Raw genomic sequence first — 15201 nt, 5'->3', positions numbered from 1 at the left:
AATGTTGACATAGTAGTTGTATTTGTGCTATAGTATCACAGTATTTGAAAACAAAGCAGAGTATCCACTCTCACCCTGCGGCCTAGCTAGCAGGCGTTAATATCTTTTAAATACCGGATTTAGAACCGGGTTTGATTGCGATTATTAGGTGGATGCATTTGCGAATGTATCCACTTTTTTCATATTGTTTGGAGGTATAAGGCCATTAGCGAATTATTTATTAACGATCAGATCAGAGCTAAAGAGGTAAGAGTTATCGGTATCGACGGAGAGCAGCTCGGAGTAATGCCTATTCAGGATGCCAGAAACATCGCTGACGAAGAGGGCGTTGATCTTGTTATGATTGCTCCTACAGCTAAGCCACCTGTTTGCAGAGTTGTTGACTACGGTAAGTTCAAGTATGAGCAGCTTCGCAAAGAGAAGGAAGCTAAGAAGAAGCAGAAGACCGTTGAGATCAAGGAAATCAGACTTTCACCTAACATTGATACTAACGATCTGAATACTAAAGTTAATGCAGCCAAGAAGTTCCTTGAGAAAGGTAACAGAGTTAAGGTTACACTTCGTTTCCGCGGCCGTGAGATGGCTCATATGGGAGCAAGTGTTCACATCCTTACAGACTTTGCTGAGGCACTTACAGATGTTGCTGTTATTGAGAAGCAGCCTAAGGTTGAGGGACGTAGTATGACAATGTTCCTTACCGAGAAGAAGAACTGATTTTTCACCAATTTATTTGGTTGAAAGATATATGATACGGATCATCAGATTCAAGTACAAATGTGCTTGATAGTATCATATAGATATATTATTAAGAGATTCACAGGAGGATTTTAGTTATGCAGTTAAAGATGAAGACAAAGAGAGCTGCTGCCAAGAGATTCAAGGTTACAGGCACAGGCAAGCTCATGAGAAACAAAGCGTACAAGCGCCACATCTTAACAAAGAAGTCCACAAAGAGAAAGAGAAATCTTAGACATGCTGGACTCGTTGACGCTACTAATGTAAAGGCAATGAAGAGCATTCTTCCTTACGCTTAATTTCAACATTAGTTCGCGTTTGGTTTTAGGTAGTACCAGTAGTATTAGATTATTTAGGAGGATTTTACAATGGCAAGAGTTAAAGGCGCATTAAATGCCAAGAAGAAGCACAATAGAGTATTAAAGCTTGCAAAGGGCTACAGAGGAGCAAGATCTAAGCAGTATAGAGTAGCTAAGCAGTCAGTTATGAGAGCACTTACATCAGCTTTCGCTGGTCGTAAGCAGAAGAAGAGAGACATGAGATCTCTTTGGATCACACGTATCAACGCTGCAGCTAGAATCAATGGTCTTTCATACAGCAACATGATGCATGGTCTTAAGCTTGCAGGCGTAGACATCAACAGAAAGATGCTCGCTGAGCTTGCAGTTAACGATCCAGACGGATTCAAGACACTTGCAGAGCTTGCAAAAGAGAAGATCGCTTAATCGAATCTTTAATTAGAAAATAAAAAGTTTCCGGAATGATATTTATTCTGGAAACTTTTATTGTATTAATAGTTTTTATAGGATAAAATGTAGGGGTATCGAGTATTGATACACCTACATTTTTTGTATTTGAATATTAGATTTTATATCAACGAGGTGATAATAAATGGCAGCATTTGATAACTTACAGCCCAAGGAAGTATTTCATTTCTTTGAGGAACTGTGCAATATCCCACATGGTTCAGGTAATCTCCAGCAGATCAGCGACTATCTTGTTTCTTTTGCCAAGGAAAGAGGATATGAGGTTTCTCAGGATCAGGAGCTCAATGTAATAATCAAGGCTCCGGGAACTGCAGGCTATGAGGATAAAGAGCCTGTTATCTTACAGGGTCACATGGATATGGTTGCAGTTAAGGAAGACTCCTGCGATATTGACATGAAGACAGAGGGCCTTCTTGTTACAACCGATGGCGAGTATGTATGGGCTGAGGGCACAAGTCTTGGGGGCGATGATGGTATTGCAGTAGCTTTCTGTCTTGCTCTTCTTGATTCAAAAGAGATTCCACATCCACCTCTCGAGGTTGTTATCACAACTAACGAAGAGACAGGAATGTTTGGTGCTGCAGCTATAGATCTTTCAGGCCTTAAGGGTAGAAAGATGATCAATATCGATAATGAAAAAGAGGGACAGTTTATAACCAGCTGCGCAGGCGGGGCAAGAATATACTCAAGACTTGCAATGGAGCAGACTCAGGTAAAGGGTACTGCTTGCAGCGTATCTGTTTCAGGACTTCTTGGCGGCCATTCCGGCGAGATGATAAAGTGCGGCAGAGGAAATGCTAACCATATCGAGGGTAGAATCCTTGCTGACTTGGCAAAAGAGATGCCTGTAAACCTTATTAACATAGAAGGCGGAGTTGCCGATAATGCAATTCCATCAACAGCAAATATGAAGTTTGTGGTTGAAAACGGAAATGAAGTCAAGGCAGAAGCTGTTGTTAATAGAGTGTTTGAGGAGCTTAAGGGCGAGCTTGAAGGAAAAGATGACGGTCTTGAGATTTCTTTTAACAAAGAAGATAAAGTAGAAACTTTAAGCGCATTTTCTGCTGAGGATACAGCTAAGCTTTCCAAGATGATCACTGTGATGCCTGATGGAGTACAGGCTATGAACGCAATGGTAGCAGGTCTTGTAGAAACATCACTTAACCTTGGAATCATCAAGACAGAGGGAAATGTGGTTACTCTTGAACAGTCTGTTCGAAGCAGCGTAGAGTCCTCCAAGAAGGTTCTGATAAATAAGCTTCTTACTATCTGCGAGCTTTTTGGAGCAGAGGTTTCTGTAAGCGGAGAGTATCCGGGGTGGAAGTACAGAGCTCATTCCGAGCTTCGTGACCATATGGTTAAGGTATACGAGGAAATGTATGGCCAAAAGCCTGTTCTGGAGGCTATTCACGCAGGACTTGAGTGCGGCATTTTAAGTGAGAAGATCCAGGGACTTGATTGTATATCAATCGGACCTGATATGAAGGATATTCACTCCACGGGGGAAAAGTTATCTGTAAAGTCTACAGCTAATTTGTGGGAGTATTTAAAGAACGTATTAAAAGAATTCTAATGGGGCTTTAAGGAGGGTTACAAGTTGGAAGAAATTAGAAGACAGATCATGGACGCGGTCATTGACCAGTTTAATGAGAAGGGCATGAAGTTCACAATGGATGATATTTCCAGAGAGCTTCATATCAGTAAGAAAACCATCTACAAGGAATTTGATGATAAAGACGAGCTGTTTTTTGCAACAGTAGACTACGGTTTTTCTGCTATCAAGAAGAAGGAGGCAGAGATTGTAGCCGATGATTCTTTGGATCTCGTAGACAAGATTTCCAAGCTTATAGTATGCCTTCCTGATAATTACAAGAACATTGATTTCAGACGTGTTTATCAGTTAAAAGAGAAATACCCTAAGGTTTACATGAAGGTAGCCGAGAGGGTTGAAAGCGACTGGGGCGAAACAGAAAAGCTTCTTAATAAGGCTATGGATCAGGGGCTTATAAAGAGAGTTCCTATTCAGCTGATCAAGCTCATGGTTGAAGGAGCTATTGAAAAATTCCTTAGTTCAGAGGAACTTTCTCGTACACAGTATAGCTATGAGGATTCACTTAACATGATGATCGATGTCATCATTAATGGAATCAAAGCCTGATGTAATCCGGCTTAAGTATTAGGTTTTTTTTATACGGAGGATACCACATTGATTTACGCAGATGGCGATTTATTTTTACTACAGACCGCGCACACATCTTATTTGTTTAGAAGAACAGCTTCAGGACATCTTGAGCATATCCATTATGGAAGCTCAATAATTTCTGAAGAGAGTTATAAAAAGGCAGTAGCAGAGGGTGATCTCGAGCGGGCATTCAAAAACGGCAAGGAAGGCCTTAATAGCATAGCTCATGCCATTGGACCCAAGCATTACCACGGCGGTGGAAATATGAATGTTTATTCCGATGATCACAAGGATACATTCCTTGAAATGCTGTGCCTTGAGATGTCTTCTTTTGGTAAGGGTGATATCAGAGAACCCCTGGTTGAGCTTACATATGCTGATGGAAACTCAACAGTTGATTTCATTTATTACAGCATGAAGGTAACCGATGGCATCAAAGAGATTAAGACACTTCCGTCATCTTATGATGATGCTACAGTTTCAGAGAATAGTGATGGAGCTAAAAAGGATAAAGTTCAGCAGCTCCTTATTACTTTAAAAGATGCCGGATATGGCACAAGCCTTGATCTTATCTATACTGTATTTCCTGACAATGATGTCATTACCAGAAGATGCGTACTTCATAATGACAGCGACAAGGACGTCAGAATAGAAAGACTCCTTAGTACTCAGATAGATTTTGATACTCCTGCCCTTAAGATGACTTCTTTCCATGGAAGATGGGCTGATGAGATGGGAATACATGAGTCTCTTTGCACTGGCGGCAAAGTGGTATGCGAAGAACTTGCAGCCGGTGAGTCAGGTTCAAGATCTAATCCACTTGTTATAGTAAGTGCTCCTGAGACTGATGAGAATTACGGTGAATGTATTGGATTTAACCTTGTATATAGTGGAAACCACTACGAGGCTCTTTCTTCAAACGGCAAGAATATGAGCCGCTTTGTTAGTGGTATTCAGCCTGTAGGCTTTAACTGGCTCCTTACTCCCGGGGAAAAGTTTGAGGTTCCGGAAGCTGTTATGGCCTTTTCTTCAGAAGGCTACAACGGCATGAGCATACGTATGCAGGACTTTGTAAGACAGCATATAGTAAGAGGATCCTGGAGAGATAAGGAAAGACCAATCCTTATCAACAGCTGGGAGGCATCCTACTTTAATATTACCCAGAACTCCCTGGTATCTTTGGCAAAAGAGGCTAAGAAGTGCGGAATCGAACTCTTTGTCATGGATGATGGCTGGTTTGGAAAACGTAATGATGATACAACATCACTGGGCGACTGGTATGAGAATAAGAAAAAGCTTCCGGGCGGAATCAAGGAGCTGGCTGACAAGATTAATGATCTTGGCATGATGTTTGGTCTCTGGGTAGAGCCTGAGATGGTCAATGAGGACAGTGATCTTTACAGAGCACATCCTGACTGGGCTGTAGCTGTTCCCGGTAAGCCTCATTCAAAGGGACGTAACCAGATGAATCTTGACCTTTCAAGGACTGAGGTTCAGGACCATGTTATTGATGCTATGAAGAAGGTCTTTTCCGCAGGTAACGTTGCTTATGTTAAGTGGGATATGAACAGAATCTTCTCAGACAGATTTTCAACAGCTCTTCCTGCTGACAGACAGGGCGAGTTCCAGCACAGATACTATATTGGTCTGTACCGCATTATGAAGGAGCTTACAGAGAGTTTTCCTGAAATTCTGTTTGAAGGCTGCTCTGCCGGCGGTAACAGATTTGATCTTGGTATACTTTCATACTTCCCACAGATTTGGGGAAGTGATGACACAGATGCTTTCTGCAGACTTGATATTCAGAGAGGTTACAGCTATGGATATCCTGCAAGCACAGTAGGAGCACATGTTTCAGCAACTCCTAACCACCAGACACTGAACAGCGTTCCGCTTGAGACAAGATTTGAGATAGCTTGTCCGGGATGCTTTGGGTACGAGCTTAATCTCTGCGAAATGGCTGATGCGGACAAGAAGGTTGTTACAGGACAGGTAGAGTTCTACAAGAAGTGGAGAGAGGTATTCCAGTTTGGTGACTACTATAGACTCCCGGACTATGGATACATGATCGTTAGCAAGGACAAAAAGAAGGCTGTAGCTTTTGCAGTAGAAAAGGGGTCACGTCCTAATAATGACTACCGCAAGATTAAGTGCATGGGACTTTGCGAGGATAAGATCTATAACGTTGTTAACCGCGTTGTTCCTCTTAATCTCAAGGATTTCGGAAGCCTTGTTAATTCAATTGCACCAGTACATATCAAGCAGGATGGCATCATTCACAATATTATGGATAAGGTTGTCCATATGAACGGCGAGGAGCAGAAAGAGGTTGCAACAGGAGCTTCTCTTAACAGCCATGGCCTTGCTCTTAATGCGAATTTTGCAGGTACCGGATATAATCAGGATACACGTATCATGAGAACCGGAGATTCCAGACTTTACACTTTTGAGGAAGCGTGATATCATGGGCAAATTGAGAGATTTATTCTTTGGAAATGATACGGAAAGTGAGGAAATAAACATGGGTGAAGAGAATAAGAACGAGGGAGCTCTCGTTACAACAGATATGCTTGTAGGAGATATTATTGTTAAGCATCCACTTGCCGCACAGTTCCTTATGGAGTGTGGAATGGGATGTATTCACTGTCCTGCTTCTCAGATGGAGTCACTTGCTGAGGCATGTGCAGTACATGGCATTGACGGTGAGGAAATTGTTGATGCACTTAATGACTATCTTCTTGAGCACAATGCTTAATTAGATTTGAGAACAGTTTAATAGACAGAAATAAAGCCTGAGATTGTGAAAACACAATCCCAGGCTTTTTTGTACTATTCATTGCAGATAAGCTATATGGAATTATAATCCGCCATATTCAGCTAAAAGAGCTGCGCCAATTGCAACGTAGAAAATGATCAGAGCTACAACGCCGATGGCAGCCCAGATGAGCTGAGCTTTAGCCCAGTTTGCTTTTGACTTATTGGTGTTGCTTCCAAATGCCCATACAAAGAGAAGAATAAGTCCTACGCATGGAATGCATGTCAAAAAGATGGTGAGTACCCAATCCCCAACAGAATTAGGTGTTTCCGTCTCAGGTGCAGCAGGCTGTACATAGACATTCTGCTGACCAACAGGCGGAGTGTTAACGGGCTGCTGATTCTGGTTCATGTTGTTTGAATCCATTATTTTCCCTCCTCTAAGAAAATGAAAATGTAGTGAGCCAAAACTCACTTCTTCTATTATACGGGGAAAAGTTCACTGCGTAAACGTTTTAACGAAATAAAGTTGTTACAAAAGCGTCGTAGGAGGAGTTTAAATATGAAAACAGGTTCTCGTGAACATAGACCATTGGCTCGAGACTAGGGAACATAAATATCATTCTGTAAATATAAACAATCAATGTCATAATAGCCGTAAAAAGAAGTGGAAAATAAAGCTTTTTAAGTGCTTGTCCCTTGACATATCTAAGCCAAATAGCTGCAATAATAACCGATAACCACAGAGGATAAGTGGGATTATACATAAATGCACGAACAGGATGAAGGGTAAAAAATGAGAAAAAAGCCCTTGTGAGGCCACATCCCGGGCATGGAAAACCACATAACAAAACCACGGGACATGAATGATGGTATAACAAGTTCAAGATTACCCACACTGAAATTATGATAAGCAAAAACGCCTTGTTTTTGCGGATGTCAGAAATTACATTCTTTGAAAAATTTATTAATTCTACGCCCATATTTTTGGGTTTCCTTTCATTTCATGGTACTTATCATAGTCTACAGGTACCCAATCGTCAAATTTATCACATAAGAATTTATTCACAAAAAGTTTAGTCTGTCTAAACTCCTATTTAATTATTTGGTTATATGATGTTAGACAGTGACGTAGTTACATCCGAGAAAGATTATATTTGTATTCAAGGAGGAACTCTAATGAAGAAATTTTTATCACTTGCTTTAGCAACAATAATGTTTTGTGCTATGACAGTATCTGTTTGTGCAGCGCCTACAGCTCCGGACAGAATTGTTCAGGGTGAGATTAGAAATAATGCTGTTCTCGGTGGAATGTGGCTTGAGCATGATACATTTATTCCTATTTCCACAGGTAAAGGTGATGTTTATGTAACCCGTGATGTTAAGACTGGTATGACTGCCAATATTTTCCATATTTTCCCTACTTACTCCAAGACTGCTATGAAGCTTGCTGCTAATCATGGCGGAAACGTTGTATGTGCCTTTGACGTAAGACTCCCTGCCGGTGTTACAGAGGCGTTTGTATCCTTTGATGTAAAGGAAGGATATAGTCTGCCGGAGAATATGTCTGTTGTTTCAATGCATGGAACATATTACAATGCACCTGAATTTGTTAAAGTTAACGACAGACTTTTTGGTATTAAGCTTAAAGCTTCTGATGATCATATCATTATTATTGATTCTGCAGATATTTCAGCAGGTACACAGGAAACTTACAAAGAATGCCTGGGATGGAAATAAAGCATTAAGAAGAGTGGAAAACAATTAACTGATCGGATGAGTAACTATGTAAATAAGAGCGAAATTATAGCCACCGGCCGATGCTTTGGCTGGTGGCTTTTTCATTAAAAGAAGGTTTTGTTAATTATTGTAGATACTAATTAAAAATGTTCTCTGATTTGTCTCTCGGTATGTTTAACTTCTTCCCAGAATTCTCTGGCTGATAGTCTTATGGCACCGCTACTCATGACGATAACCTGCTCAATGGCATCAGAGGTGGCTACACAAACGCGGTATTTTTTGCCGATTTCGTGGGCAGCCTTTTCTATGTACTGATCGGCAGTTTCGGCTTCCTTGGTGTAGATGACGGTCAGACTTGCGTGATCTTCCATGTGTTCAGTTCCGCCCCTTACTCTGTAGGCGTCGAATACGAGAATTACTTCTTCCCGGCGATATCCCTGGAAATTAACAAGAATATCTATGAGTTTATCTCTTGCGGCTTTAAGGTCGGTTGTAGCAAGGGCTTTTAATTCATCTGAAGCGTAGATTATGTTGTAGCCATCTACCAGAAGGTATTCTTTTTGACGTTCAGCGATCCGCTGCTCTTTTTTACTGTTTTGTTTTTTGGCTGAAAGAGTGACCTCTGGGCCTTCATCAGGATCAATTAGTCCCTGAGCGATTGCTTCCTGACGGGCTCTTTCTGCGTCCTGGCGAGCATAGCGCTTTCTGTCTTCTTCGGTTTCCACATATCTTGGTTTGATTGTGCCGTAGGTTCTTTCGAAAATGTCTTTTAACTCGTTCTCAGCGTAGCGCAGGTCTCTGTCAATTTCCTCAAAGGTTCTGTTATCTGTGACCTTCCTGGTGGACCTGGCTTGCAATTTTTTAAGAGCTTCCATATCGATGTTGTCGGTAAGGTCAGTGCCTGTTGTTATGCCTCTTTCAGAATCCCAGGCACTTTCGAGGTGCATGTGGGATTTGACCTCATCCCATGGAACAATTGTACCGGCACCATGGGAACAGAATACTGAGGCTGCGGGATTGGCTGTATCAAGTTCAGGATAGTAGCCCTTTTCGTCAAGGACTTCCTGAGTGTTGTGGCAGGGAGCATAGCCGCTGAGGGTAGTGGATAAAACACCTTCGCCATGGGTATAGCTTTTAAGCTCCTGGGCATAGTCATATAGACAAGCGGCAGGAACTGTGCCGGTGATAACGGATTTGCCATTCTCAATATCGGGAAGACCTACAGTTCCGTTCATTTTCTGGATATCTGTAAGAACGCGACCTACATTTTCCTGAGGTACTTCAATTCTGAAATCAAACATTGGCTCAAGGAGAACAGACTGAGCTTCCATAAGGCCCTGGCGAACAGCTCTGTAGGTTGCCTGTCTGAAGTCACCGCCTTCTGTGTGCTTTTCATGGGCACGACCTGTTAGTAGGGTGATTCTCAAATCTGTGATCTCGGAGCCTGTCAGTACGCCAACATGTTTTTTCTCCTGAAGGTGAGTAAGTATCAGCCTTTGCCAGTTGAGATTAAGCTCATCGGTAGAGCACTTATTGTCAAAAGAAATACCGCTTCCGGGCTCAGTTGGCTCTAATAGAAGGTGAACCTCTGCGTAGTGCCTTAAAGGCTCGAAGTGGCCTACACCTTCCACAGGAGCTGCGATAGTTTCCTTATATACAATCTGGCCGGGGCCAAATTTAACTTCGATTCCAAAGCGGGTAAGAATTAGGTGATGGAGGATTTCTTTTTGCACATCTCCCATGACCTGAACCATGATCTCGCCTGTTGCCTCGTGGAGAGAGACCAGGAGCATTGGTTCTTCTTCCTCAAGTACCTTGATCTTCTTGTAAAAAGAAATAGAGTCAACTTCATCAGGAAGGATTAGGGCGCAGGAGAGGATAGGCTGGATTACTTCTGTAGAAGTTCCGCCCTCCAAAGTGCCCAGGCCTTCACCGGCCCTTGTGTTTGATAATCCTGATACAGCAACAATCATTCCTGCTGTAGCTTCAGGGAGAGCCTCGAATTTTTCACCATTGTAAAGGCGAATCTGGTCTATCTTTTCATCGCGGATTACATCTCTTACTTTGAGAGATCCACTTAAAATCTTCATGTGAGTAAGGCGATTTCCTTGAGAATCACGGCTTATCTTGTATACGCGGGCTGAGAAACCTACATTATCACTGGTATTAGCCTGAGGTTTTGCTGATGAATTATACTGTGCATCGTGGCCAAGATATTTCTTGGTGTCAGAGAAGCTTTCAAGGGTCTCCAGCAGCTCTTTTACCCCATTAAGCTTAAGAGCGGAGCCGAAGATAACAGGATAGCATTTGCGGTTGTTAACCAGCTCTTTTACTTCAATATCAGTAATGACATGGCCCTCCAGGAACTTGGCAAGAAGGTCGTCGTCGCATACTGCAAGTTCTTCCTGAAGCTCATGATTATCTAAATTGATTTCTGTAGCATCAGCATCTCCGAATAAATCAACGCAGTGCTGACTCAGAATCTCTTTTAACTGAGGAAGAACCCCGGATTTGTCTGCCCCAGGCTGATCCATCTTATTAACGAATATGATTGTGGGAACCTTGTAGTGATCAAGGAGCTTCCAAAGAAGTCTTGCTTGGCTGGTAACACCGTCAGCAGCACTGATGATGAGAACTGCCATGTCCAGAACCTGAAGAGTCCTCTCCATCTCAGGAGAGAAGTCCGCGTGACCGGGAGTATCCAGCAAGGTAAAAGAAATATCACCATGCTGAAAAACTGCCTGTTTGGAGAATATAGTAATGCCGCGGGATCTTTCCAGCTCGTAGCTGTCAAGGAACGCGTCCTTGTGGTCCACGCGGCCAAGTTTCCTTATAGTTCCGGAGGTGTATAAAAGTGCCTCCGAAAGAGTTGTTTTACCGGCATCTACATGTGCCAGAATTCCTATTGTAATAGCTTTATTCATTGATTATTCTTGTGGGCTATAGGCAATCTTAACATTGATGTCCTGATTGTAATTGCCAAATCCTTTTCCGAAAATAGTAAGACCACCTACATGTTTGGCATTATCAGGAACTTCCAGTCTCAGTTTAAGGCTGCTCTTGGAGGTGAGCTTCAGGTCGTCTATAGTGACCTTGGAGATCATGATGCCATCGATAAAGGTGCCTTTGTGGCCGATTACCAGCATCTTGAGCATACCATATTGGTTCCAATTAGGAAACCACCAATCAGGAGTAAATATACCCTTAACATCACCGAAATCACCGGGAGATGTCCAGGTTCCAAGTGGGGTTCCGTTAAGAGAAAAATAAATATCAGAAGGCCACACGTTGTTGGTGCCGGGAGCTTCGCTGCTAAGCTCAGCTGAAATGCAGATTTCATCAATGGTCTGGCCGGCAGGAATGAAGTTTGGAATTCCATATTCCACAAATCCCTTGGTGAACCAGAGAATATCAGCATCAAAACGATCCTGATGAGCAAAATACCTTGTGTCATCAACTTCGCCGATCAGTTTTTTGTTGGAGGCAAGTCCGCAGGTTGGATAAACCTCATAGTCACTAAAGTGACCAACTTTGATCTCTGTACTGAATACATTTGTATTGACCGGAGCATCCTGAATGTCGATCAGGATCTTATCCAGATTAACAGAGCAGAACTTCTGATTGCCATGTCCTGCACCTTCAGCGGAAACAGTAACTATGCCGCATTCCTCAAGCTTACGGATATGACTTGTGAGAGCACCGTTAGTAATCTTGAGCTTTTTGGCAAGCTCGTTCATATTCATACCGCTTTCATTAAGGAGAATATTGATGATTTCGATTCTTATGTCTGATCCTAAAGCTTTGAAGAGCTCCAGACCTTCGTCCAGGCTTTTGATATGAAGCATAGCGTGACCTCTTTTCGGTTGAAGTAAGATAAGAATGTTTATAATAATTTAAATTATTTCATGTATTATTATAATATTCATGCCATGACTGTGCAATTAGGTTTAACGTAAAACTGCATCATTTTATGGGCTTCTGATGTATAATAGTTAGCGGCGCCTGCGATAAGGCATGCTAACTATTTGTGAAGCGATAGTCTGTTGGAGGAGAAAGAACGTGTATAAGAAGTATGAAGCTTTATCACCTGAGGAATTTGCGAAAGTTTTTAAAAAGAAATATTTTAGTTGCGTTATCATTTACGCTCTTGTTATGTTTGCATTCATAGCTGCGGGGCTTGCGATAGTCTTTTCCAATCCATATTCCTGGCTGGTAGAGCACTTTACAGGGACCCTGGTGACTATACTTCTGATTTGTACTTTTGTGCTTATTATCAGGATAAGCTTGGTGGCATATAGTCTTCAGAACATAATTGTTTCTCAGTGTGATCCACAGAAATTCATAGATGTGATTGAAATACTTGAGAAGAACTTCACGTTCAGAAATATCAGAAAGTCTCACTATATTTTTTACATCCCGGCTTTGATAGATTTGGAAAAGTATGATGAGGCCACGGATTATATTACGAAAATAACTACCCATAAAGATAGTGCATATAGGAGACTTACGCTTGTCTATTTTAAGGCGGTTATCGCATACAGGCTGGAGAAGTTCGATGAATTTAAGGCCTACCATCAGGAGTTTAAAGATATATATGGTGTTGGAAAAATGGCTGGTTTTCAGCAGAAAAATGCCAATATGTATCTGGAACTGTTGGAATGCATGCAGAATATTCTCGATGAGAATTATGACAAGCCTGTGACTGTTTATCAGAAATACATGGAAAAAGATAAAACAAAGCGCGCACAGATCACATATAGCAATGGAATTGCCAAGATCATGGATAAAAAGGGCGACCTTGCCGGTGCGCTTATCTACTATGATAAGGTTGTGACTCTTGGTGCTGATGCTAAGCTTCCTATTATCTCAAGAGCAAAGGAAAGACATCAGGAACTGGTGGAAATTGTGAACGGTAAGAAAGAAGGATAATGTCCCAGGAACAGCAGAATTTGCAGCTATGAATCTGCCTATATCAAAAGGTTTTGGATGGAGGTATAGTAGGATGCTTAAAACACACTACCTAAATTGAGAAAACTACAGTATAGGTAGAGCAGTACCGAAAATTATGTTGGTATAAGAATATAGTTCTGGTAACATAATGAAATTGAGCTGAGATTATGCTCATATGAGAAAAAATCGTAGCTAACATAAAGAAATTGCGTTGAAATTATGTTAAAAACAAGGAAGTCTCTCAGCTAGCATAAAATGCTTATTAAGTATTTATGCTAGCTGGATAAAAAGATGTATCTAACATAAATAGTCTAACAAAGTCTTATGTTAGCAGAAGAGAAGGCTCCAATTAACATAAATGAACTTACAAATTATTATGCTGGCGAGGCAAAAATCGAAAACCAACATAAAATGTTCCACTCGCCATGCGTGCCAAATCGAATTTTCTCGGAATAATGCGTGTGTGAAAATGCGCAGTTCTCGGACGAGGAGATAATTTACAAAAAGAAAAAACTAAGGATGGTCGACTGTTTTGAACAACGCTGAAAGGAGACCATCCTTAGTTTTTGATTTTTTAGTAAATTACGACGTAGACGAAAACAAGCATTTTCATGCGCATATTATCTAAGTTACTTAGAAAGCTTGCTCTCTCTGTAGATGATATCGCTACGGGCAGGACCGTTACTTACCATTGTGATAGGGTACCCAATCTGTTCCTCGATGAACTCGATATAGTTACGGCACTTCTCAGGAAGATCTTCGTACTTCTTGATGCCGCGGATCTCGCACTTCCATCCCGGAAGAGTCTTGTAAACCGGCTTAGCCTTGTCAAGAAGGTGTGTTACAGGGAACTCTGTTGTAACTTCACCGTCGATGTCATAACCAACACATACAGGAATCTCATCAAGGTAGCCCAGGACGTCAAGTACTGTGAAAGCTACATCTGTTGTGCCCTGAAGTCTGCAGCCGTACTTACTGGCTACGCAGTCATACCAGCCAACACGTCTTGGTCTACCTGTGGTTGCGCCATACTCACCACCATCGCCACCGCGTCTACGAAGCTCCTCAGCTTCATCTCCAAACAGCTCAGATACAAATGCACCAGCTCCAACAGCAGAAGAATAAGCCTTGGATACTGTAACAACCTGCTTGATCTCATAAGGAGGAATTCCTGCACCGATTGCACCATAAGCTGCCAGGGGTGAAGAAGATGTAACCATAGGATAGATTCCGTGGTCAGGATCCTTCATGGTTCCAAGCTGACCCTCAAGGAGAATTGTCTTGCCTTCCTTGATAGCCTGATCAAGATAAAGAGCTACATTGCCGATGTAAGGCTTAACCTGCTCTCTCCATTCAACGATCTGGTTGAAAAGAGCGTCCTGATCGATAGGATCTGAGTGATATAAGTTTACAAGGAGAACGTCCTTGATTTCTGCAACACGTGCAATCTTCTCCTTGATAGCTGCATCATCCTGAAAGAACTCGTTGATCTGCCAGCCAATCTTGGAGTATTTGTCTGAATAGAAAGGAGCGATACCTGACTTGGTAGAACCAAAGCTCTTACCAGCAAGTCTTGCTTCCTCAAGTGTATCGAAGAGTACGTGATAAGGCATCATAACCTGTACTCTGTCAGAGATCATGATCTGTGGAGCAGGAACTCCCTTAGATGTGATCTCGTTAAGCTCGTTCATGAACTTAGTAATATCGAATGCTACTCCGTTACCAATGATATTCATAATGTTCTGATGGAATACACCAGATGGCATTGTGTGGAGTGCAAATTTGCCATAATCATTAACTATTGTGTGGCCTGCATTGGCACCACCCTGAAAGCGGATAACAACGTCTGCCTGATCGGACAGAGTATCTGTGATCTTACCCTTTCCTTCATCTCCCCAGTTAGCACCTACTACTGCTTTTACCATTTTTCATTCCCTCTCTGAATCTAATATTGATACCTTAAACATGATATCAATTAATTATCCATAAGTAAAATCAATATTTTTTATATTTGGCATAAGTGCGGCTTATTTCTCGAAATTTTATATAAATTTATACATATTTATGACATTT

Annotated in this window: 14 protein-coding genes; 9 read left to right on the top strand and 5 right to left on the bottom strand. The window is 41.7% G+C overall.

What is annotated here, in order from left to right; translation table 11 throughout:
• The first annotated feature begins 168 nt into the window (after positions 1–168).
• The 7 genes from infC (at position 169) to G613_RS0105320 (ending at position 6439) form a co-directional block, all read left to right on the top strand.
• Positions 169–714: a translation initiation factor IF-3 gene (infC, locus tag G613_RS0105350; protein WP_081647794.1), complete on the top strand. Its 546-nt coding sequence runs from the start codon at positions 169–171 to the stop codon at positions 712–714.
• Between the two features lie 119 nt (positions 715–833).
• Positions 834–1034 (top strand): 50S ribosomal protein L35, encoded by a 201-nt coding sequence (gene rpmI, locus G613_RS0105345; protein ID WP_026489337.1) that lies wholly within the window; start codon positions 834–836, stop codon positions 1032–1034.
• Positions 1035–1103: 69 nt separating this feature from the next.
• A complete protein-coding gene (gene rplT / locus G613_RS0105340; protein WP_013280184.1) occupies positions 1104–1460 on the top strand; it encodes a 50S ribosomal protein L20 in 357 nt (118 codons plus the stop codon).
• A 166-nt stretch (positions 1461–1626) separates the two neighbouring features.
• Entirely contained in the window at positions 1627–3075 is a 1449-nt protein-coding gene (locus G613_RS0105335; protein WP_029231675.1) for an aminoacyl-histidine dipeptidase, read from the top strand.
• 24 nt (positions 3076–3099) lie between these two features.
• The gene (locus tag G613_RS0105330; RefSeq protein ID WP_029231674.1) at positions 3100–3660 is read left to right on the top strand and encodes a TetR/AcrR family transcriptional regulator; all 561 of its coding nucleotides are present in this window, start codon (positions 3100–3102) and stop codon (positions 3658–3660) included.
• A gap of 48 nt (positions 3661–3708) precedes the next feature.
• Positions 3709–6144: an alpha-galactosidase gene (locus G613_RS0105325; RefSeq protein ID WP_029231673.1), complete on the top strand. Its 2436-nt coding sequence runs from the start codon at positions 3709–3711 to the stop codon at positions 6142–6144.
• A gap of 4 nt (positions 6145–6148) precedes the next feature.
• Positions 6149–6439, top strand: coding sequence for a DUF1858 domain-containing protein (locus G613_RS0105320; RefSeq protein ID WP_029231672.1), 291 nt, complete (start codon positions 6149–6151; stop codon positions 6437–6439).
• Positions 6440–6541: 102 nt separating this feature from the next.
• Here the strand turns inward: G613_RS0105320 and G613_RS19650 are convergent, their stop codons facing one another.
• A complete protein-coding gene (locus G613_RS19650) occupies positions 6542–6865 on the bottom strand; it encodes a hypothetical protein (protein ID WP_196805038.1) in 324 nt (107 codons plus the stop codon).
• 88 nt (positions 6866–6953) lie between these two features.
• Positions 6954–7421: a DUF2752 domain-containing protein gene (locus G613_RS20190; protein WP_029231670.1), complete on the bottom strand. Its 468-nt coding sequence runs from the start codon at positions 7419–7421 to the stop codon at positions 6954–6956.
• Between the two features lie 196 nt (positions 7422–7617).
• On the opposite strand from G613_RS20190, the gene G613_RS0105305 reads away from it, so the two are divergent.
• The gene (locus G613_RS0105305; protein ID WP_029231669.1) at positions 7618–8178 is read left to right on the top strand and encodes a hypothetical protein; all 561 of its coding nucleotides are present in this window, start codon (positions 7618–7620) and stop codon (positions 8176–8178) included.
• Positions 8179–8318: 140 nt separating this feature from the next.
• Here G613_RS0105305 and G613_RS0105300 read toward each other — a convergent pair whose 3' ends face one another.
• Both G613_RS0105300 and G613_RS0105295 read right to left on the bottom strand, forming a co-directional pair.
• Entirely contained in the window at positions 8319–11102 is a 2784-nt protein-coding gene (locus G613_RS0105300) for a translation factor GTPase family protein (RefSeq protein WP_029231668.1), read from the bottom strand.
• 3 nt (positions 11103–11105) lie between these two features.
• Positions 11106–12023, bottom strand: coding sequence for an ArsR/SmtB family transcription factor (locus tag G613_RS0105295; RefSeq protein WP_029231667.1), 918 nt, complete (start codon positions 12021–12023; stop codon positions 11106–11108).
• 214 nt (positions 12024–12237) lie between these two features.
• Between G613_RS0105295 and G613_RS0105290 the strand changes: the two genes are divergently transcribed.
• Positions 12238–13107: a hypothetical protein gene (locus G613_RS0105290; RefSeq protein WP_029231666.1), complete on the top strand. Its 870-nt coding sequence runs from the start codon at positions 12238–12240 to the stop codon at positions 13105–13107.
• Between the two features lie 650 nt (positions 13108–13757).
• On the opposite strand, the gene G613_RS0105285 is transcribed toward G613_RS0105290, so the two are convergent.
• On the bottom strand, positions 13758–15053 hold the full coding sequence (locus tag G613_RS0105285) for an adenylosuccinate synthase (RefSeq protein ID WP_029231665.1): 1296 nt from the start codon (positions 15051–15053) through the stop codon (positions 13758–13760).
• Positions 15054–15201 lie beyond the last annotated feature (148 nt).

Source organism: Butyrivibrio sp. VCB2006 (assembly GCF_000420945.1).
Classification (GTDB): Bacteria; Bacillota; Clostridia; order Lachnospirales; family Lachnospiraceae; genus Butyrivibrio.
Note: the sequence above shows the minus strand (reverse complement) of the source record. Positions and strands in the feature narration are given on the sequence as shown.

Excerpts from the sequence above, each read along its gene's own strand:
- G613_RS0105305 (WP_029231669.1), top strand. The coding sequence starts at position 7,618 with ATGAAGAAATTTTTATCACTTGCTTTAGCAACAATAATGTTTTGTGCT.
- G613_RS19650 (WP_196805038.1), bottom strand. The coding sequence starts at position 6,865 with ATGGATTCAAACAACATGAACCAGAATCAGCAGCCCGTTAACACTCCG.
- G613_RS0105320 (WP_029231672.1), top strand. The coding sequence starts at position 6,149 with ATGGGCAAATTGAGAGATTTATTCTTTGGAAATGATACGGAAAGTGAG.
- G613_RS0105295 (WP_029231667.1), bottom strand. The coding sequence starts at position 12,023 with ATGCTTCATATCAAAAGCCTGGACGAAGGTCTGGAGCTCTTCAAAGCT.
- G613_RS0105335 (WP_029231675.1), top strand. The coding sequence starts at position 1,627 with ATGGCAGCATTTGATAACTTACAGCCCAAGGAAGTATTTCATTTCTTT.
- rpmI (WP_026489337.1), top strand. The coding sequence starts at position 834 with ATGCAGTTAAAGATGAAGACAAAGAGAGCTGCTGCCAAGAGATTCAAG.
- G613_RS20190 (WP_029231670.1), bottom strand. The coding sequence starts at position 7,421 with ATGGGCGTAGAATTAATAAATTTTTCAAAGAATGTAATTTCTGACATC.
- G613_RS0105285 (WP_029231665.1), bottom strand. The coding sequence starts at position 15,053 with ATGGTAAAAGCAGTAGTAGGTGCTAACTGGGGAGATGAAGGAAAGGGT.
- G613_RS0105300 (WP_029231668.1), bottom strand. The coding sequence starts at position 11,102 with ATGAATAAAGCTATTACAATAGGAATTCTGGCACATGTAGATGCCGGT.
- rplT (WP_013280184.1), top strand. The coding sequence starts at position 1,104 with ATGGCAAGAGTTAAAGGCGCATTAAATGCCAAGAAGAAGCACAATAGA.